Raw genomic sequence first — 25695 nt, 5'->3', positions numbered from 1 at the left:
CTTCTTAAAGAAGTGTCGTGTCTCTGTTCAGAACGAATCTCATATCCGGTAGTATCATGGATCATAAAGCACCTTGATTCCTAAAAATCGACGGTTCGTAAATTCACCCAAGACTGTACTCATAAAAAGTAAGTCTCGCTTCTTGTACTACTACTTCTCTGTTTTATGTAAATCTTTCAAAGAACTCTTCCTTAAGTGCTTGTCACCAGTTTTGTGGTGAAAGCGAATGCAAAGGTACGTACTTTTTCGATATCACCAAAGAAAATCCATGTTTTTTTTCATTTTTACGCATCATTTTTCCATTTCTTTTACATCATATTTTTCTACACCTTATTATATATATGCACTCTTAAACTTTTGCCGTACGTTTTGTACATTGGAATAGGTTCGTGAAGTGGCTTAACATTTGGAGGTTAAATAAAAGAAAATTGGAGCAGAATGAGGCAATGGATAAGTTTTTCTCTTAGGCTGTGTTCGGGATGTGTTCGGGATGTGTACGGGATACGTGAGAACTTCATTCTTATCAAAAGCGTCTATCAAATTATTGTAATACTTCCCAAGTAAGTTTGATATAAGTCCGATGCAAGTCCCTTTTTTAGCGAACGATATTGGATCATAGTGGGGACTATCATGAAAATTAGACTTATATAGTCTTGATAGAATTTAAGTGAAGAAAAACAAAGATCCCACTTTAAAAGGTCAGACCTGTTTTAAAGTGGGATCTATTAGATATTATCTTTTTATTCTCTTTTTCCAAAAATACGGAGAAGATATAAGAAGAGATTAATAAAATCGAGATAGAGTGACAATGCTCCGAGTAAAGCTATTTTTTGCGCTGATTCTCCAGCATCTGGAGCTTGTGCAAGCATTATTTTTATTTTTTGGGAATCGTATGCTACCAATCCTACAAAGATTAATACTCCGGCATAGGTGATGAAGAGTTCCACTCCTGTGCTTTTAAGGAAGAATACGTTTACGAGTGTGGCAATGATTATTCCCACGAGAGCCATCATCGCCAAGCGTCCTATTGATGTAAGATCTTTCTTTGTCGTATAACCAACAACTGCCATGACAGCAAATGTTCCTGCCGTAACCAAGAAAGTAGAAGCAATGGACGATGCTGTATAGATAACGAATATACTAGAGAACATAGCTCCGTTGATAACGGAATATAGTATAAACAGAAGTGTGGCTGATGTAAGCGACAATCTGTTTATGGCAGCACTTACTCCTATAACAATGGCAAGTTGAGCTATTACCATTCCCCACAACAACATTGGGTTGGAATAAATTGTCATGAGTACACCAGGACTTGTAGCTACGGCATATGCTGTGAATCCTGTAATTGCCAAGGCAAAAACCATCCATGTATAGACTTTACGCATCAGAGCAGGAAAGGCCGAAGAAACTTCCCATTGTCGCTGATATGCGACGCGATCATTTTCAAAATAATTGTTATTCATATTCGTTTTGTATTTATTCGTTTGCAAAGTTAGTCATTTTTTCCGCTAATTGCAGCATCAATAATATTAAAAAAAACAAAGGAAGTTGGTAGTTTCTTCATTTTTTTCTACTTTTGCAGTTAAATAATCCATAATTTAATAAAATAATGAAACGATATATTTTTTTTGCGCTGTATTTCATCCTTGCACTGGCTCATGAAGTCAATGCTCAGACCATTAGCTTCCCTCATCCATGGGCGCATAAGCGCGTGGCTTATTTTGGTGATTCAATTACTGACCCCAACAACGATGGTTCTAAATTGAAGTTTTGGAATTTTCTAGAGGACTGGCTCGGTATTACACCTTATATATATGGTGTCAGCGGTCGTCAATGGGACAACATTCCCACCCAAACAGAAAAGTTGCATCAAGAACATGGTGATTCGGTTGACGCCATCATCGTTTTCATCGGTACCAACGACTTCAATGCCGGTGTTCCCATTGGAGAGTGGTATGACATCAAAGAAGAACAAGTCATGGCAGGCATACACGAGCCCAAGCACATGGTAACTCGTAAACGTATGTATCCTATAATGGATAAATCGACCTATCGTGGACGAATAAACATCGCCCTCGACAAATTGAAGCGCACCTACCCTACCAAACAGATAGTATTACTCACTCCAATTCATCGGGCAGGTTTTTATCGTAATGAAAAGAATTGGCAACCTACAGAAGATTATTACAACCTCTGTGGCGAGCCCTTTCAGCGTTATGTAGAATCAGTAAAAGAAGCCGGTAATATCTGGGCCGTTCCTGTTATCGATCTCAACTCACTTTGTGGTCTATTCCCCATGATGGACGAATATACTACATACTTTAAGGACAAGGAGGTTGACAGACTGCATCCAAATGATGCGGGTCATCGTCGGATGGCTCAAACTCTTCTTTACCAACTGAGTACTCTCCCTTGCACATACTAAACAAACAATAATAAACAAGCACAATTCTTTTATGAAAATCGGACTATTCATCCCCTGCTATGTAGATGCCGTTTATCCGGAAGTTGGTGTTGCAACTTACAAACTGTTGCGCCATCTAAATCTGGATGTCACCTATCCACTCAAGCAGACCTGTTGCGGACAGCCCATGGCCAATGCCGGTTTTGAAAACGAAGCCGTTCCTTTAGCCAAAAAGTTTGAAGACAAGTTTAAGGAGTTTGATTACGTCGTAGCTCCCAGTGTATCATGTACCGCGTTCATTAAGCTCAACTACCCAAGGTTGTTGAAAGGAAAGCACGAATGTCAGACGTCTGACAAGATTATGGACGTTGTAGAATTCCTTCACGACGTAGTCAAGGTCAATCAGCCCTTAGGAACATTCCCACACAAGGTAAGCCTCCACAACTCCTGTCATGGTGTACGTGAACTGGGCCTTTCTTCCCCATCAGAAGAGCACGTCGCTCCATTCAACAAAATCAAAGACCTTCTTCAATTAGTACAAGGAATTGATGTTGTAGAGCCCGACCGTCCAGATGAATGTTGTGGCTTCGGAGGAATGTTCTCCGTAGAAGAGACCGCAGTGTCAACGCAAATGGGCATAGACAAAGTTGAACGTCATATTGAGACCGGTGCGAAATATATTACCGGTGCCGACTGTTCTTGTTTGATGCACATGGCCGGAATTGCCCGTAAACAAGGCAAAGACATACAATTCAAACACGTTATTGAGATTCTTGCCTCAGGCCTTTAACAAGACTTTATGTATTCCTATTAAAACGCATGCACTATGAGTACATCACATTCAAAAGCAGCCAAAGAATTCTTAAAAAACCAAGAATATGCAAAGTGGCACGACGCCACATTTTGGTCAGTTCGCACCAAACGCGACAAGATGGCCTATGGACTTGAAGAATGGGAGCAATTACGTGAGAAAGCTTCAGCTATCAAGCGTCACACCTTGACCCATCTTGACGAATATCTAGATCAGTTTGCCACCAATGCTGAGAAGAACGGAGTTATTGTACATTGGGCGAAAGATGCCAATGAATTCAATGAGATCGTCTATGATATCTTGAGCAGCCACCATGTTAAGAAGATGGTGAAATCAAAATCAATGCTCACGGAAGAATGCGAGATGAATCCCTATTTGGAAGCACGTGGCATAGAAGTAGTAGAAACCGACCTTGGTGAGCGCATTATCCAATTGAAAGGTCAGAAGCCGAGTCATATCGTAATGCCCGCTATTCACCTGAATCACAACGACGTAGGTGAATTGTTTGAAGAAAAGCTCAATTCAGAGAAAGGTAACCACGATCCCACGTATCTAACCTATTGTGCCCGATTGAGTTTGCGCAATGAGTTTCTTACTGCAGATGCAGGCATGACAGGTGCCAATTTCGGTATAGCCGAAACTGGTGATATAGTGGTGTGTACCAACGAAGGTAATGCAGACATGTCCACTTCCTGTCCGAAACTACATATTGCCGCAATCGGATTAGAGAAAGTCATCCCCAATTACGATTGTCTTGCCGTTTTCCAGCGCATGCTCTGCCGTGCAGGAACAGGCCAACCCACAACAACATACACCAGCCACTTCCGTAAAGCTCGTCCTACAGCTGACAATATGCACATTATCTTAGTTGATAATGGCCGTTCGGAGTGGATAGGCAATCCTACCCATTGGGAATCTTTGAAATGTATCCGCTGTGGTTCATGTATGAACACCTGCCCTGTTTATCGCCGTAGCGGTGGTTATTCCTACAGTTATTTCATTCCAGGTCCTATAGGAATCAACCTTGGTATGCTTCGTGACAGTAAGAAACATTCAGGCAATGTATCAGCTTGTACGCTCTGCAACAGTTGTCAGTCAGTATGTCCTGTCAAAGTAAACCTTGGAGATCAGATATACCTTTGGCGTCAGCAGTTAGATGAATTCGGCACAGCCAATCCACAGAAGAAGTTAATGTGTAAAGGTATGACTGCACTTTACAACCATTCATGGCTTTACAACCTTGCCACGGGCATGGCCTCATGGGCCAATATTCTTCCATCGTTTGTTCTTAACAATGGTCTGAATCCATGGGCAGAAGGTCATAAAATGATGCAATTTCCCAAGAAGCCTTTCCATGAGTTAATTAAGGAATTAGACAAATAACACCCTATCATACAACAGATTATGAGCAACAAGGAAGATATACTTAAGAAGTATCGTTCAAATATTCATGAACGTTTTGAAATGCCCGATCTAAGTGACATCACGCCCATTACTTATAAAGAACCACTTTCGCAATTTATAGAAATGAGCAAGAATGTTGGTGGCAACATCATAGAAGTAAAAGAGAATCAAGATATTAATGCTCTGGTCAAAGAACTCTATCCTGATGCCAAAGAGATTGCCTCCAACCTCTCCGAGATTACCATCGCCACACGAAATCCCGACACAATAGAGAATGCTCAAGCTCTCAACGGGACTGACGTGGGTATAATACGAGGAATGTTTGGTGTGGCAGAAAACGGATGCATTTGGATTCCTCAGCAAATGAAAGAAAAAGCCGTTTGTTTCATCTCCGAGAATATCGTCATTCTACTTCGTAAGTCTCAGATTGTAAACAACATGCACGAAGCCTACAAGCAGATTGCATTCGACTCGAAATATGATGGTTACGGTACCTTTATTAGCGGTCCATCAAAGACAGCAGATATTGCCCAGGTATTGGTAATGGGAGCTCAAGCAGCACGAAGCGTTACTATTCTTCTGATGCCAGATTGATGTTTGCATCAATGGATACTCCCTCCTAATGAGCTAATGAGGGTCAAAAAAAATCATTCAAGAGGCGGGCAATATGGTCTGCCTCTTTTTCTTTCATCATTGGATAACAAGGCAGACTTAATTCCTGCTGATGAATCAGCTCCGTTATAGGGAATGAACGTTTTAATGCAGGATAACACTTCTGTAGATGTGGGGGAACTGGATAATGGATTACCGTTTCCACATCATGTTCTTTCAAATATGTCTGAAGTTCATTTCGTTTTTCACAAAATAGAGGATAGATATGATAGACAGCCCGAGAAGACATTTTTGCTGTTCGAATCAATGGATTGTTAATCAGTTTATCGTAGATGTTAGCAATATTTCGTCTGCTCTGATTATCCGAATCCAACCATGACAGTTTCACATCAAGAACAGCCGCTTGTATTTCATCTATTCTCGAATTTCTTCCACAGCGTTCAAACAAATACTTCTGGGAACTACCATAATTCCCTAATTCTCTGATTATTTCCGCCAATTGTTCGTCATTGGTTGTAACAGCTCCAGCATCACCTAATGCTCCAAGATTTTTTGTTGGATAAAAACTATGTCCTGCTGCATCTCCCAATGCCCCTGTTTTTATACCATTCCATTCACATCCATGAGCCTGCGCATTATCCTCCACTAATTTCAGCTCGTATTTCTTACAGATTTCAGCAATACGTTTACTATAAGCACACGAACCATATAGATGCACGATCATAACGGCACGTGTTCGTCTGGTAATCGCCTTTTCTATCTGACTTTCATCAATTTGCAACGTTTCGAGATTTGGTTCAACAAGAACAGGAACGAGTCGATTCTCTGTAATAGCCAATAAAGAAGCAATATACGTATTGGCAGGTACGATCACCTCGTCTCCTTCGTTTATCACTCCCATTTCTTTATATGCACGAAGAATCAGCCACAAAGCATCAAGTCCATTGCCACAGCCCACACAATATCGCGTTCCAATATAACGGGCATAATGTCTTTCAAAGCGTTCTGTTGCTTCCCCTCGTAGATACCACCCACTCTGTAAAACAGAATCTATGGCATCATGTAATTGCTCTTTTCTATGGTCAGACAATAATTTCAAATCGCAATATTTCATATCAAAGATTCCATTGGTACGTATCATAACAAATGCTTCTCGCCCCAAATCCTTCTTTTTGATAAGCCAAGGAAGCATTCAACAGGCAACTGTCTGTTGCTGTTGATTTTCCGAAATCAAAATAGTGGCATTCTTGCGGAAGATTTTCCAGAAGGAAATCGAAAAGGCAATCAAGTACATGTAAACGTTTGCCTTCAGCAGAAGCAGATATATACTGCACATGAACTACATTTCGAGTCATGTACAAAACAGTTCCTCCCATGACACGACCATTAATCTCTGCCACAAAAAGTCTGATTTGTTTTGGAAAAAGATGATGAAGCAAATGTATTTCATCTAACGTATGAACAGGAGATACGCCATATTTTGTCTGTAGATTCTCAGTCAGAATATTCCAAAAATCAGAATAGTTTTCCCCCCCACGAATAACACAACCATGTTGAATTGCTTTTTTAGCTCCTTGTTTACGGATATTCCTCCATGGTAGCAAATGATTTGTGCAGGCGACAGCAGCCACATCACGTCCCACGAGTTGAGCTTTACATACATTATACAAAGCATAAAGATCCTCTTCTGCAGCATACTGATGATAGATCCATGGTACTGGTTTATAGAAGACTGTCCTAAATCCTTGGTTTCGCAGGTAATCATTCATTTCTGCAAACAACACAGATATTCTTTCTGCAGTAGCCTTTTCATCCATTATCAATCCACCGTACGTCAATCCATTATGTGAGCAAAGCGTATCTCCGTCTTTGTGGGCAGGTAACAAAGCGACCAGTCTTCCTTCAAGATAAAACATCAATGAGGCATCCTGAAAACGATCAGCATGATAATCCATATAATGTCTGTCAAAAAGGAACGTAGCATTTTTCGAACGCTCCACAAAAGCATTCCATTTTTCGTATTCAGATGAATGGTAAGGAGTTATTTGGAACATTTCACATACTTCAAAAACTCGTTGTAATCATCAATATAATCTGCGGCATTATAACCTTCTGATGCTAAAACCAAACAAACGGCACCTGGTGAAAATTGATCAAGAGTCACCCATAGTGTCTTATCAATGAACAATCCTTGATAGGGATTATTGAGAAGTATCGTTTTTCGTTCGTAGCCATTATCGAGTGTGACATGACAAGCGCCACTCACAGCAACAAGAAGTTGCTGGAGCCGGCGATGTGCATGTCCTCCCCTACTGCCGTTTTCTGGGACTTCATACAACCAATAAACCCTTTTTATATCAAAGGGCACGTTATCGAAAGCCTCTGCAACGGTGAGGTTTCCCCTTGAATCGGCAATTTTTGGAAGAGTAATCAGTTTAGTGTTCAATTTTTGCATAAGGATCTGTTCCCAGCACAGTCTTTGCCAATCGTTTAGCTTTATTGCGCAAGGCATCAGTATCGGCATCAGTATCACCATAGCATAGGACCACACCCATGCGTCTTCCCGGATGAGCTTCTGGTTTTCCGAAGATACGCACTCGTGTGCATTCCTCTTTTAGTGCATCGACGAGGTTGTAATCAAGTGGACCTTTCTTTTCTATAGGCGAAAGGACTACCGCAGAAGCGCCTGCATGTTCCAGTCTAATATCGGCGATAGGCAAGCCCATGATAGCTCTGAAATGAAGTTCAAACTCCGATAGGTTTGTTGTATGTCCGAGAGTTACCATTCCCGTGTCATGTGGGCGAGGGCTCAATTCAGAGAAAATGACTTCTCCTTGTTTGGTCAGGAAGAATTCGACGCCCCATATTCCGTATCCTGTCAGCGCTTTAGTCACTTGGTCAGCCATATGCTGAGCTTGTGCAAGAGCCTGTTCTGATATTTTATAGGGTTGCCATGACTCGCGATAATCTCCGCTCTTTTGTACGTGTCCGATAGGTGGGCAGAATATTGTTGGAGCGTTTTTCTGTGTCACAGTAAGAAGAGTGAATTCAGATTCAAAATCAATAAATTCCTCAATAATCACCTCTTTTACATCTCCACGACTACCTTCCATAGCATCTTTAAAAGCCTGTTCAAGTTCGTCATCATTGTGTACATAGCTTTGTCCATGTCCAGAAGATGACATTAGTGGTTTTACCACACATGGGAATCCGATTTCGTCTGCAGCTTTTTTAAATTCATCAAATGTTTTAGCGTAAAAATACTTGGCAGTACGAAGACCCAATTCGCGTGAGGCCAGATCGCGGATAGCGCGTCTGTTCATAGTAAAATTCACGGCGCGAGCAGAAGGTACAACTTGAATGCCTTGTTTTTCAAAATCAAAAAGACGTTCTGTACGGATTGCTTCAATCTCAGGAACGATAAGATCTGGTTTATGCTTATTGACGACAGCCGTAAGGGCATCACCATCCAGCATAGAGAAAATCTCTCGCTCATCTGCCACTTGCATGGCAGGAGCATTGTCATAACGATCGCATGCCACCACGTAGGCACCTGCACGCTTTGCGGCAATTACGAACTCTTTACCAAGTTCTCCGCTTCCAAGTAGTAATACTTTCTTCATTAATAATGTTACTGTTAAAATTATGATTGTTGTGAATACATATTGTCATAGTATTTCTGATAGTCTCCCGAGGTCACATTATCGAGCCAGTCCTGATTGTCGAGATACCAGCGTACCGTTTTCTCTATACCCTCTTCAAACTGTAATGAAGGTTCCCATCCGAGTTCTTTCTGCAATTTTGTAGAGTCAATAGCATAGCGCAGGTCATGTCCAGCTCGGTCTGTTACGAAAGTAATGAGATCCATATCTTCTCCTTCTTTACGTCCGAGCAATCTGTCAACGGTTTTAATCACCACCTTGATAATATCGATATTCTTCCACTCGTTAAATCCTCCGATATTATAGGTATCAGCTATTTTTCCTTTATGGAAGATCAGATCAATAGCTTTTGCATGATCTTCCACGAAGAGCCAATCGCGTACATTTTCACCTTTTCCATATACGGGCAATGGTTTGCGATGACGTATATTGTTAATAAACAAAGGAATCAACTTCTCCGGGAACTGATAGGGTCCGTAGTTATTAGAACAGTTTGTCACCACTATAGGCATTCCGTATGTATCGTGGAAAGCTCTAACGAAATGGTCAGAACTTGCCTTCGATGCAGAATATGGAGAGTGTGGGTTATACTTTGTTGTTTCGAGGAAGAACTGTTCTCCGTAAGCCAGATGGTGCTGTGCAGACGAAGCTGTTGTAGTATATGGTGGTTTGATACCCTCTGGATGTGTCAGTTCAAGAGCTCCATACACTTCGTCGGTAGAAATGTGATAGAATCGTTTTCCTTCATATTTTTCGGGCAATGACTCCCAATAGAGTTTTGCAGCCTGAAGTAGCGCGAGTGTTCCCATCACATTGGTTTGTGCAAATGTAAATGGGTCTTTGATAGAGCGATCCACGTGACTTTCTGCGGCAAGATGAATGATGCCATCGACATGCTTTTCTTGCATGAGTTTATAGAAGGCGTCGAAGTCGCAGATGTCCATTTTCACAAACTCATAGTTAGGTTTATCTTCCACATCTTTAAGATTGGCCAGATTACCTGCATAAGTGAGTTTATCGAGGTTGATGATGTGATACTCAGGATACTTGTTCACGAACAGGCGCACTACATGGCTTCCTATAAAGCCTGCGCCACCAGTAATGACGATTGTTTTCATATCTATCTGCTTCCTATGGTTTATAAATGATGACCAAGAGTGATGACCTCACAGTCTTTAAATTCATTTTTATCTATGGTCAGTCTGACCAGTGTGCGTTCCTTGTGCCAACCTTGTTGTCCGGCAGCACCAGGATTGATGTGTAAGAGACGAAGTGTCTTATCGTATTTCACTTTAAGGATGTGTGAATGTCCACTGATAAACAATTGTGGCGGTGAGGCATAGATTTGTCCTCTTATGCTGGCATCATAGTTGCCAGGATACCCACCTATATGTTTCATAAGCACTTCCACATCTTCACATTTCCATCTCAGCACTTCAGGGTACATCAGTCTTAGGTCTCCTCCGTCGCAGTTTCCGCAAACAGCCCGTAACGGTCTGAAAGCCGCTAATTTTTCTGCCACTTCTACCGAGCCAATATCTCCAGCGTGCCATATTTCGTCACACTCTTCGAAATAGGTAAGATATTTATCATCCCAATAAGAATGTGTGTCACTGATGATTCCGATTCTCTTCATATTTCTTTTTGTTTCAATCGAGGTCGAGATATTTTCTTATGAAGTCAGCAATGATGTGTTCCGTTGCTTGCAATCCAAGTTTTGAAGAGTCGATACAGAGATCATAAGACGAAGCATGTCCCCATTTCTTTCCGGTATAATAATTATAGTATGCAGCACGTTTTGACTCACCGTTTTCAATGAATTTTCGTGCTTCCTCCCTTCCTATATTTTGTTTATGCATCACTTGGTCTATGCGAAAATCCATATCTGCAGTAACAAACACGTTGACGACATTAGGGTAATCACGCAGCACATAGTCAGCACATCTTCCAACAAAGACGCACGAAGACTCTTGTGCTGCCTTTCTTATAGCATCGCTTTGAAATTTGAAGAGATTCTCTTGCGAGAAGTCGTTGCTGTACATGTTATTATCCCCCATGTGAGGTGCATGCAGATGAAAGAGTGTTCGCAGAAATCCACGTTGTTCATCATTCTGTTCGAAGAATTTTTCGCAGAATCCACTTTCCTTGGCAGCCAGGTTAAGCAATTCTTTATCGTAGTATTTCGCATTGAAATCCATGGCGAGCATACGTGCGATGTCGTGTCCGCCACTACCGAGTTGTCGGCCTACGTTGATGATGATTTTATTGTTGAGCATTTGTTCTAAGTTTTTTCTTATAGGTTTCCATTGTCACCCACGTCACAATAAATGCAATTCCATCACTAGCAGGTAGTGCAGCCCATACTCCGTCTATTTTAAATATCGGTGGTAGGATAATGAGTAGTGGCACGAGGAATAGCATTTGTCTCGACAAGGAGAGAAGCATGCTGATTTTTGCTTTTCCTATCGATTGGAAGAAACAGGTGACCACCATCTGGTATCCTATCAAGGGGAATAGGAGCATATTAACCCTAATAGCTTGTATGGAATGATTGATGAGTGTTTGGTCAGAAGTAAAGAGTCTGGCGCAATAGTATGGCAACAGTTGTCCTGTAACCCATCCTGCCACAACCACTACTGTTGCAGCAAGCATTGCCAATCTTACTACGTGTATGAGTCTGCTATGGAGTTGTGCACCATAATTATATCCAGCAATGGGCTGCAATCCCTGCTTGATTCCCATAACAATCATCACAAAGATAAAGGCAATTCTATTAGCGATTCCATAGGCTCCAACGGCCATGTCACCACCGTAGCGTACCAATGCTGTATTGATGAAGATAACCACAATACAAGCACAAGCATTCATGGAGAAAGGAGAAATACCAATAGCCAGAATATTCTTGATGATATCCGCTCTCAACCGATATGTTCCCTTTTTAAAATGGAGCATTTCTTTAGGATTGGAGAAGATGGACAGTTGCCAACATAGTGCCAGCATCTGTGCAAGAATCGTAGCCAATGCTGCTCCTCGTATGCCCATATCAAATACCCAGATGAATATGGGGTCCAGAATCGTGTTGACAACAACCGTAAATATGGTTGCATACATGGCCTGTTTGGGTTTCGAAGCTGCCCTCAGCAAGGCATTAAGTCCAAAATACAGATGCGTTGCCACATTTCCCACTAAGATAATCTGCATATATTCACGTGCATATCCTATAGTGTTCTCTGTTGCACCGAAGAAATAAAGGATAGGGTCAAGGAACAAGAGGCATACGGCTCCGAATAGGATTCCCGTAATAATTTTCAGAACGATAGCATTTCCCAAAAGCAGCTCTGCGGTCTTATAGTCTTTCTGTCCAAGTTTCACAGAGAGATAGGTGGACGCTCCCACACCAATGGCAGCTCCTACAGCTCCCGACAGGTTCATAAAAGGAAATGTGATTGCCAATCCCGAAATAGCCATAGCTCCTACACCTTGTCCTATGAATATGGAGTCAACCATATTGTAAAGACTGGAGGCGGTCATTGCCACAATGGCAGGTAGCGCATATTGCATAAGCAATTGTCCTACAGGTTTGGTTCCAAGTTCAAGGGTCGCTTGTCTATTATCCATTCGTTTATATTTTGTGCAAAGATAGTGCAATTCGAGCAGAATACCAAATTTTGGAGCAGCGAAAGCAGAGTACCAATACATTTTTACTCTGTTGAGTCGCGACATAATAAGCCAAAGGCAAATTTTGGAGCAGCGAAAGCAGAGGGAAAATACATTTTTTAAGTTTTGTGAACAAACATCTGTCTTGCTTATTCTCTACGAACACCTGCATCCCGAACACATCCCGAACACATCCCGAACACATCCCGAAAGCAATAAGACTGCCCAAAAGCCACTCTAAAGTATAATATCCATTCCCACTTAAGAAAGAGCAATTCATTTTTTTTACTATGTCGAAAAGCGACAAAACAATCCAAAGGCAACCAACAAGCGACGTCTTCAACGGAAAAACGAACATTTTTTTGGCAGTTTCCCCATTTCTTCGTAACTTCGCAACCTAAAAGAAAATAGGATTGAAACATGCGAATCACTCTGTTGACATTGTTAACGGTAATATGTTGCATCACCACAACGGCAGCAACAACACAGGCTAGCGCCAAGCGGGTCAGAAACAAGGTGTGTCCGGCTTATATATACCGTATCACGTTGACAGACAAAAACAAATCACCCTACTCCATCGACCATCCGTCACGTTTTCTTTCCCGTCGAAGCATTGAACGCCGTAAGCGCCAAGGACTTGCCATCGATTCTACCGATCTTCCAGTCAGTCCACATTATATTAGAGCAATCGAAAACCGCCAGACCGCCGTTATCGGACAAAGCCGATGGAACAACACCGTTCTTGTTGAAATGCGCGACACTTCCGACATCCAACGCATCCGCCATCTTCCCTTTGTCAGCAATTGCCGAAACGTATGGCAAGCCCCCGACTCCATCGAGCCGACTGCCATCCGAACAAAATTCCACGATTCTTTTCTACCTAACGACTCTATTCCCGACACCATGTACGGTCGCGCAGCAGATCAGATTCAGACCACCAACGGCCAAAGACTTCACGACATCGGCTATCGTGGTGAAGGACTGACGATTGCAGTCTTAGACGGAGGATTCAAAAACGTCAATCGCATACCTGCCTTCTCGAAGGTTGACATCAAAGGCACACGTGATTTCGTATTTCCAAACTCACCGTCGGTCTTCTATGAGACTGACCACGGCACACGCGTTCTATCCACCATGGCCATCAATACACCTTATTATTATATAGGAACAGCCCCTCAGGCTTCTTATTGGCTTCTGCGCTGCGAAGACCCGCAGTCAGAACAAGAAGTAGAGGAAGACTATTGGGCAATGGCAGTAGAATTTGCCGATTCGGTAGGATGCGATCTCATCAACTCATCCCTTGGCTATCATCAATACGACCACGGTATCGGGTCACATCAACTCTGGCAACTCGACGGCCACTCAACATTCATCAGCCGTACTGCATCAATGGTCATCGGAAAAGGTATTATCCTTGTCAATTCATCGGGCAATACGGGTATGGGAGGCTGGAAGAAACTTACCTTTCCTGCTGATGCTGAGGACTGTCTCACCGTAGGCGCCGTTACGGAGGAACTCGGAAACGCTCCTTTCAGCGCAGTAGGTCCCACACAAGACGGACGCATCAAACCAGATGTTGTGGCCATCGGAAGTCCCGCAACCATTGTTACAGGACGTGGAACCATTGCCCAGGATATGGGCACCTCCTTTGCCTCACCCATCATTTGCGGCCTGACCGCCTGTTTGTGGCAAGCCTTACCGAAACTGACCGCGAGGCAGATTATACAACTCATTCGTCAGACCAGTCGCAATAGCGAACATCCCGACAACATCACCGGCTACGGACTTCCAAACTTTTGGCGAGCCTATATGGTAGGGCGCATCCAGCAGAAATCTGATCAGCCATCCCAAACGGAATAGAATTATGGAGCAAAGCCACCATTTCTCACTATATGCACTCAACGCATTAGTCCACGAAGCCGTCAGCAACGCCTTACCCGATGAGTATTGGGTAGAGGCAGAATTGGCAGAATGTCGTGAGCGCAATGGACATTGCTATATGGAACTGGTAGAAAAAGACGAGCGTTCCAATTCGCCCATTGCCAAAGCATCTGCCAAATGTTGGCGACAGACCTGGACACTACTCCATGCTACGTTTCTTCGAGCCACAGGACAACCGTTACGCGCTGGCATGAAAGTACTGTTGCGAGTCTATCCACAATTCCACGAAGCCTATGGCTTTTCCTGGATTGTCAGCGATATTGACCCTACCTACACCATCGGAGATTTAGCACGTCGCCGACAAGAAATTATCAAGACATTGAAAGCCCAAGGAGTTTTCGACCTCCAACGCGAACTACGTCTGTCTCCCTTTGCTCAGCGCATTGCCGTTATCTCGGCAGAATCGGCGGCAGGCTACGGAGACTTCTGTCGGCAATTGCTCGACAACGAATACAACCTTCAATTCCACACCGAGCTCTTCCCTGCCATCATGCAAGGCGAACGCGTAGAACAAAGTGTCATCCAGGCACTCAACCTCATCAATAACCGTATCGACGACTTCGATGCAGTAGTCATCATCCGCGGTGGAGGAGCTACCAGCGACATGAGCGGTTTCGACACCCTTCCGTTGGCAGAGAACGTTGCCAACTTCCCGTTGCCCATCATCACAGGTATCGGTCACGACCGCGACGAATGTGTGCTCGACATGGTGAGCCATACCAGAGTAAAGACTCCAACAGCCGCAGCCACACTACTGATAACCCACCTTTGCAACACCTTACAACAGGTGGCTGATGCAGAAAATGTCATTGCACATTATGCACTAGACCGACTGCAGCGCCATCGACTGCAACTGGAACATATCACCACGCTTCTACCTCATCTGGCGCAATGCCTTATGACAGAAGCACACCACAGCCTGGAGCGCATCCAACTCAAACTGGAAGGCTACGACCCACAGTTACTTCTCCAACGCGGTTACAGTATCACGCTCCACAACGGACAGATTGTCAAGAGCCCCCAAGACGTTAAATCCGGTGACGAGATAGAGACACGACTGAAACAAGGAACCATCAAATCCATCATACAATGAATCATCCCCAAAAATACGAAGAAGCCTTTGCACGGCTTCAGGAAATCGTCCGTAAAATGGAGGGCGGCCAACTGGACATCGACCAGATTACCGCCCACATGATAGAAGCCCAAGAACTCATCACACTTTGCAAGAAACGGCTCACCGAAACGGAAAAGGAGATAGATAAACTCACCAAAGCCGAGAAATAATCGATAAAGATGAGCATTTTGAGCAACAAAAGCATCGAAATTATTGCAAAACTTAACAAAAATGCTTAAATTTGCAAGCACAACTGTCAAACATATAAAGATATGAAACAATTAGATTGGGCTAATCTGCCTTTCGGTTACATCAAGACCGACTACAATGTACGCTGTTACTATCGTGACGGTAAGTGGGGCGAAATAGAGGTTTGCTCCGACGAGTATCTCAACCTGCACATGGCTGCCACCTGTCTGCACTACGGACAAGAGGCCTTTGAAGGTCTGAAGGCTTACCGCTGTCCAGACGGAAAGGTACGCATCTTCCGTGTGAAGGACAATGCCGAGCGTCTGCAGAGCACTTGTCGCGGTATTCTCATGCCCGAACTTCCCACCGAACTCTTCACCGAAATGGTCAAAAAGGTGGTACGTCTCAATCAGGAATGGATTCCTACCTATGAGAGTGGCGCAACACTCTACATCCGTCCATTGCTCATCGGTACCAGTGCACAGGTTGGTGTACATCCTTCAAAAGAATACTGTTTCCTGATTTTCGTAACTCCCGTAGGCCCATATTTCAAGGGTGGTTTCTCTGCCAACCCCTACGTCATTATACGCGACTACGACCGTTCTGCTCCTCTTGGCACAGGAAAATACAAGGTGGGTGGCAACTATGCTGCATCCCTCTTTGCCAACAATCTGGCACACGAGAAGGGTTACGCCTGCGAATTCTATCTCGATGCTAAAGAGAAGAAATACATTGACGAGTGTGGTGCCGCCAACTTCTTCGGCATCAAGAACAACACCTACGTCACTCCGAAGTCAACCTCTATTCTTCCCTCTATCACCAACCGTTCACTCATGCAGTTGGCCGAGGATTTAGGCATGAAGGTTGAGCGCCGTCAGATTCCCGAAGAGGAGTTGGAGACATTCGAAGAGGCAGGTGCTTGTGGAACAGCAGCAGTTATCAGTCCCATCAGCCATATTGATGACCTCGACACAGGCAAGGTTTATTCCTTCGGCGACAAACCAGGTCCTTGGTCTGAGAAACTCTTCAACCATCTGCGCGACATCCAGTATGGTATTGCAGAAGACAAGCACGGATGGACTACTGTAGTCATCGAATAATATCATTCACGCTAAAGTCTGCTTAGGCAGCACTTCAGCTGAAAGGATGTTTATTACATCCATCCTTGTTCATAAAATCTCCGTCGGGCCGTGAACATTCTCGGCCCGACATTATCATAAAACATAACACAAAGAAAAAAAATGGGATACATCGTAAATTGTAAAGAGAGAGCCATTAGCAGTCTTGACCACAAATGGGGCGAGAGCGCCATTCTTGTCCTCATATATCTCCTTATCGGTGGTACTGTAAGCTGTGGCACAGGATTGCTGATGCCTACTACATCAGAAATAACATCATCGCTTACCAGCAACATCTTTTCTCTTTTACTCATCCCTATGTCATGGGGCGTGACCATCACCTTTTTGGAAGTGTCACGTAGCATGAAAGTAAACTACGGAAACCTGACTAAGGGTTATCACGATTTCACACGCATCTTCCTGACAATACTCCTCAAAGGTATCTATACCTTATTATGGTCTTTGTTGCTTATCATACCAGGCATCGTCAAGAGCTACTCCTATGCCATGACCGAATTTGTCCTTGTCGACCGTCCTGACTTGGCTTACAACGAGGCCATTGAGGAAAGCATGCGACTGATGCAAGGCAACAAATGGCGCCTCTTCGTACTCGACCTGAGTTTCCTTGGATGGGCATTGCTCTGCATCCTCACCTTGGGAATCGGTTATCTCTTCTTAGCTCCATACATGGAAGTGGCACATGCCCATTTCTATGCCGACCTGAAAGCCGACGACCAAGAGTTTTCAGATGATACCATTACCATCGAAACAATATAATCCATACTACATGGGAAAAGGAAAACTACAGAAATTTGCAGAAATGGAGACGTTCAGCAACGTCTTCCAATATCCATTCTCAGTCATCGAGAATGTACCTTTCGAAATGAAGGGACATTGGCGCGAACAATATTTTCATAACGACAATCCCATCGTCCTCGAACTGGGTTGCGGTAAGGGTGAATATACCGTAGAACTGGCACGCCTCTACCCACAGGTCAACTTCATCGGTGTTGACATCAAAGGAGCACGCATGCATAAAGGAGCAAAAGAAGCACTTACAGCAGGGCTGTCCAACGTGGCCTTCCTACGCACCAATATCGAGATCATCGACCGTTTCTTTGCCAAAGACGAGGTTCAGGAGATCTGGCTTACCTTCAGCGACCCCCAGATGAAAAATCCACGCAAACGGCTCACCAGTACTTATTTCATGAACCGCTACCGCCATTTTCTCGTTGACGGAGGTCTCATCCACTTGAAGACCGACTCCAACTTCCTCTTCACCTATACCACCTACATGGTCGAGGCAAACCGTCTGCCCCTGCTCTTCCGCACCGAAGATCTCTATCATACCGACGGTATCGATGAGGAGACTCGCAAAATTCTGTCCATCCAGACTTTCTACGAAGCACAATGGATTGCCCGTGGCCTCAATATCCGCTACATGAAGTTCCATCTTCCTCAGCAAGGCGAACTCGTGGAGCCCGATGTTGAAATACCATTAGACGACTACCGTTCTTTCCACCGCGATAAGCGCAGCAGTTTGGAAACAAGCAAATAAATGACAATAGGATTTCTATGCCATTAGCCACAAGGTAAGTCAATCACAGCAAAGACAAAGAAAATCGACGTTTTTCTTTGTAGTTCAGTTGGTTTACAGTACCTTTGCATTTTGAAACGAAAAAAAGAAAACAATGCCAGAAATATCAGTTCGCGGACTGGAAATGCCCGAGTCACCTATCAGAAAACTCGCTCCATTGGCCGCAGCAGCAAAAAAACGGGGAACCAAGGTCTATCACCTCAACATCGGACAGCCTGACCTGCCTACACCGCAGGTAGGACTAGACGCATTGAAGAAAGTGGATAGAAGCATTCTCGAATACTCACCATCTCAGGGTTACCTCAGTTATCGCGAGAAATTGGTGGGCTATTATGCCAAATACCACATCAACGTATCGGCAGACGACATCATCATCACCTCTGGCGGTTCCGAAGCTGTTTTGTTTGCATTCATGTCGTGCCTCAATCCTGGCGACGAGATTATCGTACCCGAACCGGCTTATGCCAACTATATGGCGTTTGCCATTTCTGCCGGTGCAAAGATTCGCACCATCGCCACAACGATCGAGGAAGGTTTCTCCTTGCCTAAGGTGGAGAAATTTGAAGAACTCATCAACGACCGCACACGCGCCATCATGATTTGCAATCCCAACAACCCGACGGGTTATCTCTATACGCGTCGTGAGATGCAGCAAATCCGTGACCTTGTGAAGAAATACGACCTCTATCTCTTTTCCGATGAGGTTTATCGTGAATATATTTATACCGGTTCACCCTATATTTCCGCTTGCCATCTTGAGGGCATCGAGCAGAATGTCATCCTCATCGACTCGGTTTCTAAACGCTATTCAGAATGTGGTATTCGCATCGGTGCGCTCATCACCAAAAATGCAGAAGTGCGCAAGGCAGTCATGAAGTTCTGTCAGGCACGCCTCTCTCCTCCTCTCATCGGACAGATTGTGGCAGAGGCTTCACTCGATGCTCCTGAAGAGTACTACCGCGATGTCTATGACGAATATGTCGAACGACGTAAGTGTCTGATTGACGGACTCAACCGCATTCCTGGTGTCTATTCGCCCATCCCCATGGGAGCTTTCTATACCGTAGCAAAGCTCCCCGTTGACAATGCAGAAGAATTTTGCCGTTGGTGTTTGGAAGAGTTCACCTACGAAGGTGAAACTGTGATGATGGCTCCTGCCGCTGGTTTCTACACCACGCCTGGTGCTGGCATCAATCAGGTGCGTATTGCCTACGTGCTGAAGAAAGAAGACCTTGAGCGAGCGCTCCTCGTATTGCGTAAGGCATTGGAGGCTTACCCTGGTCGCGTTGATGAACAGTAATATTCGGTCTGCCACCATTTAAGGTATTTGGATAAAAACCATGAATTTCCCACTTTTCATAGCAAAACGCATCTATAGCGACAAAGGCGACCGCCGTAAAGTGAGCCGCCCAGCTATTCGTATTGCCATGATAGGCATCGCCATCGGTTTAGCGGTTATGATTGTCACGGTTTCGGTAGTGTTGGGATTCAAACACACCATTCGCGACAAAGTGGTGGGCTTCGGCAGCCATATCCGAGTGGAAAATTTCTTATCATCACAGTCTCCCATGCCCGCCCCAATCTGCATTGATGACTCGTTGGCAAATGCCATCAAGCACATACCGGGCGTCAAACATGTAGAACGTTATGCTTTGAGCCAAGGCATTCTCAAGACTGACGCAGATTTCATGGGTATTGCGCTCAAGGGCGTCGGAAGCGATTACGATGTCACATTTCTCAACAGCAACCTTACTGCTGGCATCCTGCCCAAATTCTCCAGCGAAAAGAGCAGTTACCAACTGGTCATATCGCAACAGATGGCCAACAAGCTCAATTTGAAGGTCAACGACCGCATCACCGCCTATTTCATCAGCTATGATAATGTACGCGCCAGAAAGTTTACCATTGCTGCCATCTATGCCTCTAATATGAGCCAGTTTGATGAAGTCATGTGCTTCACAGATCTCCCCACAGCCGTTCGTCTCAATAATTGGGAGAAAGACCAATGTAGTGGCGCAGAACTGCTTGTTGAGGATTTTAACAATCTCAACGCAACTGCCGACCGCGTCGTACAGCGCATCAACCGCCATACCGACCATTATGGTGAAATCCTCACCTCCCACACCATCTACGAATCGTATCCACAAATCTTTTCCTGGCTTTCATTGCTCGACATGAACGTATGGGTTATTCTGATACTCATGGTGTGCGTTGCATGCTTCACGATGATAAGCGGTCTGCTCATCATCATCCTCGAACGCACACAGATGATAGGCCTATTGAAAGCACTTGGAGCTCAGACAAAATCTATTCGCTATACCTTCCTGTGGTTTGCTGTCTTCATCGTGGGACAAGGCATGTTGTGGGGAAATATTCTGGGCATAGGCCTTGTCGTACTCCAACAAAAGACTGGTTTCGTCACACTTGACCCTGCCAACTATTATGTCAGCGAAGCTCCCATGGAATTAAACATCCCGTTAATAGTAGCTCTTAATGCTGCCACGCTATTGGTTACTATGGTCGTACTTTTAATACCTACCGTACTCATATCACGCATCCATCCGGCACGTTCCATGCGCTACGAGTAAGCCTTTGCATCATTTCTATTTCCCGTTTCTACAACAGTTACTTGACGCTATAGATAGAAATATCCGGTCAATCGACGATAGGTTTCATCGCCCAACACCATTTCTTCAGACTCCATCCGTCTTGGCTTCTTCGTATAAGACAACAATACACGACGAGGCGGTTTCCGATCGGTGGTACGAAACATACAGATTCTGTGGGGGAACAGTCCGACTAAAATAGCAGCTTCGTCCATTAGCGACTTTACCTCAACAGGAATCACAACAGATATTTCCCCTTCTTCCGCCATCAGCCTCTCAGCCGACGCCATCAGTTCGGAAAAGGTCAACGTTTCCGCGTGTCGTGCCACAGTACGCTTATTATCAGGACATTGTAGCGAGTTGATAAAAAACGGCGGATTACATACAATAGCGTCATAAAGCGGTAAGGTCTGAGCATCATGAACGCAGCGATGAATAGGTTGCCATTCCTGCACTTTTGCTCTTGCAACGATGATGCGGTCGCTAAAGGGCGACTGCTCCACATTACGATGTGCTGTTTCAAAAGCATCATGGTCAATGTCAATGGCATCAATCTCGGCAGCAGGAAAACGCTGTGCCATCATCAAGGCAATGAGACCTGTGCCACATCCCACATCGAGGATACGATGACCTCCATTGGCCCAAGAACCAAGCAGAACACCATCGGTTCCAACCTTCATGGCGCAACCTTCTTGTACGACATCAAACTGACGAAAACTAAATCTGTCTTTCATAACGTTCTTGCTTTATAACGTTGCAAAATTACGAAAATCCATCGATAACGCCATCATATTGACCTTATTTAATACGCTCGCTGCTCGCTTATTCGTACCTCTGCAACATAGTTGCGGAGGTACTTTCGCTCGAAAACGAAAAGAAATGCGAGCATTTCTTTTGCATTTTGCTCGCTTATTCGTACCTTTACACCTTAAAACAAGTACTAACGAATACTAACGAAACACTAACAACACTATGACTATGAATTTGAAAATGGTGGCGACCACAATGGTGGCTTTGACCTTTGCCTGTAACACACAGGCACAATCACATGTGCTGCAGGTAAACACCAAGAAAACTGTGGCTCCCATACAATCCACCATGTACGGACTTTTCTTTGAAGACATCAACTATGCTGCCGACGGTGGACTCTATGGCGAACTCGTCAAAAACCGATCCTTCGAGTTTCCACAGCCACTCATGGGGTGGCAGACCTTCGGTCATGTCACTGTGGAAAACGACGGGCCTTTCGAACGTTGCCCACACTACGTCACACTCGCCTATCCCGGACACCGCGAGCGCCGGTCAGGACTCGTCAACGAGGGATATTTCGGCATCGGAGTGCTGAAAGGCGAAGACTACCGCTTCTCCGTATGGGCAAAAGCGCCCAACGGGGAGGCGCGTATCAAAGTGCAACTCATCGATGAAGGTACGCTTGAGGAACGACAGGATTTCGCCACGGCACATATCGACATCAACTCCAATGGATGGAAGCGCTATGAGGTGAAGATTCATTCACCCAAAACCGACAACAAAGCGCGACTGCGCATCTTCCTGGAAGGTCAGCAACCCGTGTCGCTCGAACATATCAGCCTCTTCCCCGTTAACACTTTCCGCAACAGAACCAACGGTATGCGACGCGACCTTGGACAGGCACTTGCCGATATTCATCCGGGGGTATTCCGATTCCCTGGCGGATGTATCGTTGAGGGCGAAGAACTTGCCAACCGCTATCAATGGAAGAATACCATCGGTCCCGTGGAAAACCGTCCGCTGAACCGCAACAGATGGGAGTTTACCTTTGAACATCGTTACTATCCCGACTATTTCCAAAGTGGCGGTCTGGGATTCTTCGAGTATTTCCAACTCTCTGAAGATATTGGTGCCGAACCATTACCTGTACTCAATGTGGGCATGGCGTGCCAGTATCAAAACTGGAACGATGCCAATGCCCACCAGCCTGTTGACCAACTCGATCCCTATATCCAGGATGCACTCGATCTCATAGAGTTTGCCAATGGCGACACAACCACCACATGGGGTCGCCAACGCGCAGAAATGGGCCATCCTGAACCATTCAACCTAAAGTTCATCGGAATAGGCAACGAGCAATGGGACTCAATGTATTACGAGCGCTTAAAACCATTTGTAACTGCCATCCGTAAGCACTATCCCAACATCAAGATAGTAGGTTCAAGCGGTCCCTATCCAGAGGGTGGAGAGTTTGACCGAGGTTGGGCAGAAATGCGTCGCCAGAAAACCGATTTGGTGGATGAGCATTACTACCGCGACGAACAATGGTTCCTTCACAACGGACTGCGCTATGAGACCTACGACCGTCGTGGTCCTAAGGTCTTTGCGGGTGAATACGCTTGCCATGGAAAAGGAAAGAAATGGAACCACTACGAAACGTCACTCTATGAGGCAGCCTTCATGACCGATCTCGAGCGAAATGCCGACATCGTTCACATGGCCACCTACGCTCCCCTCTTCGCCCATATTGAAGGATGGCAGTGGCGCCCTGACATGATTTGGTACGACAATACGCGCATGTTTAAGACCACGAGTTATTACGTCCAGCAGATGTATGCCACACACAAAGGCACGCATGCGTTGCGCCTTACGATGAACGGCAAACCGGTGGCAGGACAAGACGGACAGGATGGTCTCTTCGCCAGTGCTGTTGCCGACAAAGCCAAGCACACCATTATCGTGAAGGTCATCAACACCAGCAATCAGCCCCAACCGGTCAGCATCCGCTTGCAAGACAGAAAATCAGCCAATGACGTGCATACGCTGACACTCTGCCACACCGAGATGGACGAAGAGAACACCCTCGACAATCCCGACCTCATCTGTCCTGTTGCAGGCAAACTCGCTGCAAAAACCGTCAAGGGTTCCGTCGTCATCGACGACATCATACCAGCCAAGAGTTTCCGACTCTACGAAACTGCAGAATAACACAGCATACCCCTCAATAACAATCAGACGATATGAAAGCATTTACCTATATTGAAAAAGGCAAGTTTGCCATGACCGACAAGCCACGCCCTTCAATCCAATCCCCCACCGATGCCATCGTGCGCGTCACCCTGGGCAGCATCTGTACCAGCGACCTGCACATCAAGCATGGTAGCGTACCCCGTGCCGTACCAGGCATAACCATGGGCCACGAGATGGTGGGCATTGTAGAAGAGACGGGAAGCGAGGTAAAGGGTGTCTGCGTCGGCGACCGCGTGACGGTCAATGTAGAAACCTTCTGCGGTGACTGCTTTTATTGTCGTCACGGTTATGTCAACAACTGCACCTCGCCCCACGGCGGATGGGCATTAGGCTGTCGCATTGACGGTGGACAGGCAGAATACGTGCGTGTTCCACTGGCGTCACAAGGCCTCAACCGCATCCCCGACAGTGTGACCGACGACCAAGCGCTGTTTGTTGGCGACATCCTCGCCACAGGCTTCTGGGCTGCACGCATCAGCGAGATAAGTCCCGACGACACCGTCCTCATCATCGGAGCAGGTCCCACGGGAATATGCACCCTACTCTGCGTCATGCTCAAGCATCCGAAGAATATCATCGTCTGTGAACAGTCAGAAGAACGACGCCGGTTCATCCGCAACAACTATCCCGATGTGTTGGTCACCACCCCCGAGGAGTGTTGCGACTTCACAGCCGCCCACAGCCTTCATGGAGGCGCCGACCGCGTGTTGGAAGTGGCAGGAGGTCCCGACACCTTCCAACTGGCCTGGCAGTGTGCCCGTCCCAATGCCATCGTCTCCATTGTGGCCCTCTACGATAAGCCGCAACTGCTGCCGTTACCCGACATGTATGGCAAGAACCTCACCTTCAAAACAGGTGGTGTAGATGGTTGCGACTGTGCCGAGGTGCTCCAACTGATCGCACAAGGCAAGATAGACACCACCCCGCTCATTACCCACCGTTTCCCGCTCAGTCGCATCGAAGAGGCTTATCGCATCTTCGAAAACAAGGAAGACAACGTCATCAAGATTGCCATTTATAACGATTAAAAGCAAGATTAAAAAACAACACAGATAACATGGACATGAAGAAAATCACAAATCCTTGGACCGGATTAAAAGGTTACAACTGCATCGGTTGCGCCCCCGACAACCCCTTCGGTCTTCACCTCTGCTTTTACGAAGACGGAGACGATATCGTCAGCAAATGGCATCCGTCTGCCAACTACCAAGGGTGGCTCAATACGTTGCACGGCGGCATCCAGGCATTACTTCTCGATGAGGTGTGCGGATGGGTCGTCACTCGCAAATTACAAACAGCAGGTGTTACCTCAAAGATGGAGACACACTATAAGCACCCCGTATCAACCGACGATTCAGAGGTGACCGTGCGAGCCCATATCCGCGAGCAGAAGCGAAATATCATCATCATCGATGCCACACTCGCCGACTCTTCTGGCAAAATATGCACAGAAGCCACATGTACCTATTTTGCATTTCCGAGAGAAAAAGCCGAAAGAGACATGCACTTCAAACCCTGCGAAGTGGAGGAATGAAAATCCACCGCTGAGCACGTTTAGAAAAACATATCCGGGAACAACA

Annotated in this window: 25 protein-coding genes; 15 read left to right on the top strand and 10 right to left on the bottom strand. The window is 45.3% G+C overall.

Translation table 11 applies throughout. From position 1 onward, the window contains the following. Positions 1–740: 740 nt before the first annotated feature. Positions 741–1463: a Bax inhibitor-1/YccA family protein gene (locus CIK88_RS09290; RefSeq protein ID WP_094436055.1), complete on the bottom strand. Its 723-nt coding sequence runs from the start codon at positions 1461–1463 to the stop codon at positions 741–743. 146 nt (positions 1464–1609) lie between these two features. Here CIK88_RS09290 and CIK88_RS09285 point away from each other — a divergent pair, with 146 nt between their 5' ends. Genes CIK88_RS09285 through CIK88_RS09270 form a run of 4 tightly spaced genes read left to right on the top strand, consistent with a single transcriptional unit; the run spans position 1610 to position 5213 of the window. After that, entirely contained in the window at positions 1610–2425 is an 816-nt protein-coding gene (locus tag CIK88_RS09285) for an SGNH/GDSL hydrolase family protein (protein ID WP_094389462.1), read from the top strand. 31 nt (positions 2426–2456) lie between these two features. Beyond that, positions 2457–3194, top strand: a complete 738-nt coding sequence (locus CIK88_RS09280; RefSeq protein ID WP_094389461.1) for a (Fe-S)-binding protein — start codon at positions 2457–2459, stop codon at positions 3192–3194. A gap of 36 nt (positions 3195–3230) precedes the next feature. Further along, complete coding sequence (locus CIK88_RS09275) at positions 3231–4598, top strand: lactate utilization protein B (protein WP_094389460.1); 1368 nt, start codon at positions 3231–3233, stop codon at positions 4596–4598. 21 nt (positions 4599–4619) lie between these two features. Next, entirely contained in the window at positions 4620–5213 is a 594-nt protein-coding gene (locus CIK88_RS09270) for an LUD domain-containing protein (protein WP_094389459.1), read from the top strand. A 43-nt stretch (positions 5214–5256) separates the two neighbouring features. On the opposite strand, the gene CIK88_RS09265 is transcribed toward CIK88_RS09270, so the two are convergent. From CIK88_RS09265 to CIK88_RS09230, 8 genes are all read right to left on the bottom strand, one after another. Next, on the bottom strand, positions 5257–6372 hold the full coding sequence (locus CIK88_RS09265) for a DegT/DnrJ/EryC1/StrS aminotransferase family protein (protein ID WP_173815659.1): 1116 nt from the start codon (positions 6370–6372) through the stop codon (positions 5257–5259). Then, positions 6347–7186, bottom strand: a complete 840-nt coding sequence (locus CIK88_RS09260; RefSeq protein WP_371591549.1) for a GNAT family N-acetyltransferase — start codon at positions 7184–7186, stop codon at positions 6347–6349. Before CIK88_RS09260 ends, CIK88_RS09265 begins: the two co-directional genes overlap by 26 nt. An 86-nt stretch (positions 7187–7272) precedes the next feature. Beyond that, positions 7273–7686 carry an FdtA/QdtA family cupin domain-containing protein gene (locus tag CIK88_RS09255; RefSeq protein ID WP_094447328.1) on the bottom strand — a complete coding sequence of 138 codons (414 nt, stop codon included), beginning with the start codon at positions 7684–7686 and terminating at the stop codon, positions 7273–7275. Beyond that, positions 7667–8854, bottom strand: coding sequence for a formate-dependent phosphoribosylglycinamide formyltransferase (gene purT, locus CIK88_RS09250; protein WP_094389456.1), 1188 nt, complete (start codon positions 8852–8854; stop codon positions 7667–7669). Before purT ends, CIK88_RS09255 begins: the two co-directional genes overlap by 20 nt. A 20-nt stretch (positions 8855–8874) precedes the next feature. Next, positions 8875–10011, bottom strand: coding sequence for a dTDP-glucose 4,6-dehydratase (locus tag CIK88_RS09245; RefSeq protein ID WP_094389455.1), 1137 nt, complete (start codon positions 10009–10011; stop codon positions 8875–8877). A gap of 20 nt (positions 10012–10031) precedes the next feature. Next, positions 10032–10529, bottom strand: coding sequence for a metallophosphoesterase (locus tag CIK88_RS09240; protein ID WP_094389454.1), 498 nt, complete (start codon positions 10527–10529; stop codon positions 10032–10034). 13 nt (positions 10530–10542) lie between these two features. Next, positions 10543–11169 (bottom strand): AAA family ATPase, encoded by a 627-nt coding sequence (locus CIK88_RS09235; protein WP_094389453.1) that lies wholly within the window; start codon positions 11167–11169, stop codon positions 10543–10545. Further along, a complete protein-coding gene (locus CIK88_RS09230; RefSeq protein ID WP_094436051.1) occupies positions 11156–12511 on the bottom strand; it encodes an MATE family efflux transporter in 1356 nt (451 codons plus the stop codon). The genes CIK88_RS09235 and CIK88_RS09230 overlap by 14 nt, the downstream gene beginning before the upstream one ends. 459 nt (positions 12512–12970) lie before the next feature. Here CIK88_RS09230 and CIK88_RS09220 point away from each other — a divergent pair, with 459 nt between their 5' ends. The 8 genes from CIK88_RS09220 to CIK88_RS09185 all read left to right on the top strand — a co-directional run bounded on the left by CIK88_RS09220 (position 12971) and on the right by CIK88_RS09185 (position 21097). Next, on the top strand, positions 12971–14410 hold the full coding sequence (locus CIK88_RS09220) for a S8 family serine peptidase (RefSeq protein ID WP_094436047.1): 1440 nt from the start codon (positions 12971–12973) through the stop codon (positions 14408–14410). A 4-nt stretch (positions 14411–14414) separates the two neighbouring features. Beyond that, positions 14415–15584, top strand: a complete 1170-nt coding sequence (gene xseA / locus CIK88_RS09215) for an exodeoxyribonuclease VII large subunit (protein WP_094436045.1) — start codon at positions 14415–14417, stop codon at positions 15582–15584. Then, on the top strand, positions 15581–15775 hold the full coding sequence (xseB, locus tag CIK88_RS09210; protein WP_094436043.1) for an exodeoxyribonuclease VII small subunit: 195 nt from the start codon (positions 15581–15583) through the stop codon (positions 15773–15775). Before xseA ends, xseB begins: the two co-directional genes overlap by 4 nt. A 69-nt stretch (positions 15776–15844) precedes the next feature. Then, entirely contained in the window at positions 15845–16894 is a 1050-nt protein-coding gene (locus tag CIK88_RS09205; RefSeq protein ID WP_256387341.1) for a branched-chain amino acid aminotransferase, read from the top strand. Positions 16895–17035: 141 nt separating this feature from the next. Continuing rightward, a complete protein-coding gene (locus CIK88_RS09200; protein ID WP_094436039.1) occupies positions 17036–17689 on the top strand; it encodes a DUF975 family protein in 654 nt (217 codons plus the stop codon). A 10-nt stretch (positions 17690–17699) separates the two neighbouring features. Then, complete coding sequence (gene trmB, locus CIK88_RS09195; protein ID WP_094389467.1) at positions 17700–18470, top strand: tRNA (guanosine(46)-N7)-methyltransferase TrmB; 771 nt, start codon at positions 17700–17702, stop codon at positions 18468–18470. 133 nt (positions 18471–18603) lie between these two features. Further along, positions 18604–19809: a pyridoxal phosphate-dependent aminotransferase gene (locus tag CIK88_RS09190; RefSeq protein WP_094436037.1), complete on the top strand. Its 1206-nt coding sequence runs from the start codon at positions 18604–18606 to the stop codon at positions 19807–19809. Between the two features lie 40 nt (positions 19810–19849). After that, positions 19850–21097, top strand: a complete 1248-nt coding sequence (locus CIK88_RS09185) for an ABC transporter permease (protein WP_094436035.1) — start codon at positions 19850–19852, stop codon at positions 21095–21097. A 47-nt stretch (positions 21098–21144) separates the two neighbouring features. Here CIK88_RS09185 and CIK88_RS09180 read toward each other — a convergent pair whose 3' ends face one another. After that, positions 21145–21849 (bottom strand): tRNA1(Val) (adenine(37)-N6)-methyltransferase, encoded by a 705-nt coding sequence (locus tag CIK88_RS09180; protein ID WP_094436033.1) that lies wholly within the window; start codon positions 21847–21849, stop codon positions 21145–21147. Between the two features lie 244 nt (positions 21850–22093). Between CIK88_RS09180 and CIK88_RS09175 the strand changes: the two genes are divergently transcribed. Genes CIK88_RS09175 through CIK88_RS09165 form a run of 3 tightly spaced genes read left to right on the top strand, consistent with a single transcriptional unit; the run spans position 22094 to position 25649 of the window. Continuing rightward, positions 22094–24073 carry an alpha-L-arabinofuranosidase C-terminal domain-containing protein gene (locus CIK88_RS09175; RefSeq protein WP_094436063.1) on the top strand — a complete coding sequence of 660 codons (1980 nt, stop codon included), beginning with the start codon at positions 22094–22096 and terminating at the stop codon, positions 24071–24073. Positions 24074–24105: 32 nt separating this feature from the next. Next, positions 24106–25143, top strand: coding sequence for an alcohol dehydrogenase (locus CIK88_RS09170; protein WP_094436031.1), 1038 nt, complete (start codon positions 24106–24108; stop codon positions 25141–25143). Positions 25144–25178: 35 nt separating this feature from the next. After that, positions 25179–25649 (top strand): PaaI family thioesterase, encoded by a 471-nt coding sequence (locus tag CIK88_RS09165; protein WP_094436061.1) that lies wholly within the window; start codon positions 25179–25181, stop codon positions 25647–25649. Positions 25650–25695: the final 46 nt, after the last annotated feature.

Source organism: Prevotella sp. P5-50, from assembly GCF_002251295.1.
Classification (GTDB): Bacteria; Bacteroidota; Bacteroidia; order Bacteroidales; family Bacteroidaceae; genus Prevotella.
Note: the sequence above shows the minus strand (reverse complement) of the source record. Positions and strands in the feature narration are given on the sequence as shown.

Bases quoted from the DNA above. Each gene is read 5' to 3' on its own strand.
- CIK88_RS09290 (WP_094436055.1), bottom strand. From the start codon at position 1,463: ATGAATAACAATTATTTTGAAAATGATCGCGTCGCATATCAGCGACAA.
- CIK88_RS09285 (WP_094389462.1), top strand. From the start codon at position 1,610: ATGAAACGATATATTTTTTTTGCGCTGTATTTCATCCTTGCACTGGCT.
- CIK88_RS09280 (WP_094389461.1), top strand. From the start codon at position 2,457: ATGAAAATCGGACTATTCATCCCCTGCTATGTAGATGCCGTTTATCCG.
- CIK88_RS09275 (WP_094389460.1), top strand. From the start codon at position 3,231: ATGAGTACATCACATTCAAAAGCAGCCAAAGAATTCTTAAAAAACCAA.
- CIK88_RS09270 (WP_094389459.1), top strand. From the start codon at position 4,620: ATGAGCAACAAGGAAGATATACTTAAGAAGTATCGTTCAAATATTCAT.
- CIK88_RS09265 (WP_173815659.1), bottom strand. From the start codon at position 6,372: ATGATACGTACCAATGGAATCTTTGATATGAAATATTGCGATTTGAAA.
- CIK88_RS09260 (WP_371591549.1), bottom strand. From the start codon at position 7,186: ATGGATTATCATGCTGATCGTTTTCAGGATGCCTCATTGATGTTTTAT.
- CIK88_RS09255 (WP_094447328.1), bottom strand. From the start codon at position 7,686: ATGCAAAAATTGAACACTAAACTGATTACTCTTCCAAAAATTGCCGAT.
- purT (WP_094389456.1), bottom strand. From the start codon at position 8,854: ATGAAGAAAGTATTACTACTTGGAAGCGGAGAACTTGGTAAAGAGTTC.
- CIK88_RS09245 (WP_094389455.1), bottom strand. From the start codon at position 10,011: ATGAAAACAATCGTCATTACTGGTGGCGCAGGCTTTATAGGAAGCCAT.
- CIK88_RS09240 (WP_094389454.1), bottom strand. From the start codon at position 10,529: ATGAAGAGAATCGGAATCATCAGTGACACACATTCTTATTGGGATGAT.
- CIK88_RS09235 (WP_094389453.1), bottom strand. From the start codon at position 11,169: ATGCTCAACAATAAAATCATCATCAACGTAGGCCGACAACTCGGTAGT.
- CIK88_RS09230 (WP_094436051.1), bottom strand. From the start codon at position 12,511: ATGGATAATAGACAAGCGACCCTTGAACTTGGAACCAAACCTGTAGGA.
- CIK88_RS09220 (WP_094436047.1), top strand. From the start codon at position 12,971: ATGCGAATCACTCTGTTGACATTGTTAACGGTAATATGTTGCATCACC.
- xseA (WP_094436045.1), top strand. From the start codon at position 14,415: ATGGAGCAAAGCCACCATTTCTCACTATATGCACTCAACGCATTAGTC.
- xseB (WP_094436043.1), top strand. From the start codon at position 15,581: ATGAATCATCCCCAAAAATACGAAGAAGCCTTTGCACGGCTTCAGGAA.
- CIK88_RS09200 (WP_094436039.1), top strand. From the start codon at position 17,036: ATGGGATACATCGTAAATTGTAAAGAGAGAGCCATTAGCAGTCTTGAC.
- trmB (WP_094389467.1), top strand. From the start codon at position 17,700: ATGGGAAAAGGAAAACTACAGAAATTTGCAGAAATGGAGACGTTCAGC.
- CIK88_RS09190 (WP_094436037.1), top strand. From the start codon at position 18,604: ATGCCAGAAATATCAGTTCGCGGACTGGAAATGCCCGAGTCACCTATC.
- CIK88_RS09185 (WP_094436035.1), top strand. From the start codon at position 19,850: ATGAATTTCCCACTTTTCATAGCAAAACGCATCTATAGCGACAAAGGC.
- CIK88_RS09180 (WP_094436033.1), bottom strand. From the start codon at position 21,849: ATGAAAGACAGATTTAGTTTTCGTCAGTTTGATGTCGTACAAGAAGGT.
- CIK88_RS09175 (WP_094436063.1), top strand. From the start codon at position 22,094: ATGAATTTGAAAATGGTGGCGACCACAATGGTGGCTTTGACCTTTGCC.
- CIK88_RS09170 (WP_094436031.1), top strand. From the start codon at position 24,106: ATGAAAGCATTTACCTATATTGAAAAAGGCAAGTTTGCCATGACCGAC.
- CIK88_RS09165 (WP_094436061.1), top strand. From the start codon at position 25,179: ATGAAGAAAATCACAAATCCTTGGACCGGATTAAAAGGTTACAACTGC.